We start from the raw sequence: 835 nt of genomic DNA, 5'->3' as shown, positions 1-835 counted from the left end.
AAATGAATGCCATCCTTGCCGAATACGGCTTTCCCCTTTCGTTTCTGGCAGAGGTTGAGCATGAGTCGGAAAAAATATCTGATGTTATTACCAAAGAAGAAATTGCAAGAAGGAGAGATTTCAGGGACATTACAACCTTCACTATAGATCCTTTTGATGCTAAAGACTTTGACGACGCTTTATCTTACAAAATACTTGATAATGGCAACTATGAAGTAGGCGTTCATATTGCCGATGTTTCGCATTATATCATACCGGACTCTGCTTTGGATAAAGAAGCATTGGAACGTGCTACATCGGTTTACCTTGTAGATAGAGTAATACCGATGTTGCCGGAACGTTTATCAAATGGCCTGTGTTCGCTGCGTCCCAAAGAAGAAAAACTCTGCTTTTCGGCAGTGTTTGAGTTGGATGAGAATGCTTATATTATCAACGAATGGTATGGTAAAACCATTATCTACTCGGATAGGCGTTTTACTTACGAAGAAGTTCAGGAAGTTATTGAAAGCGGGGAGGGTGATTTTAAAAATGAAATACTAAAACTAAATGCATTGGCGTATAAACTGCGCGATCGTAAGTTTAGAAATGGTGCAATTAGTTTTGAAACTACCGAGGTTAAATTCAAACTTGATAAAACGGGCAAACCCACAGGTGTATATGTAAAAGAACGCAAGGATGCCCATAAACTTATTGAAGATTTTATGTTGCTGGCTAACCGAAAGGTAGCCGAGTACGTGAGTAAAATGGGTAAAGGAAAGCATAAATACACCTTTGTTTACCGCACACACGATTCGCCTAAACCAGAGGCTTTGGCAAACTTTGCACAGTTTGCAGC

General features: G+C 39.8%; 1 protein-coding gene. It reads left to right on the top strand.

What is annotated here, in order from left to right:
- Nucleotides 1-835 (top strand): RNB domain-containing ribonuclease (locus AC1DPZ_RS28255; RefSeq protein WP_477409794.1); only part of this gene is annotated, 835 nt, incomplete at both ends.

The organism is Mucilaginibacter sp. P4_G9, from assembly GCF_056400985.1.
Note: the sequence above shows the minus strand (reverse complement) of the source record. Positions and strands in the feature narration are given on the sequence as shown.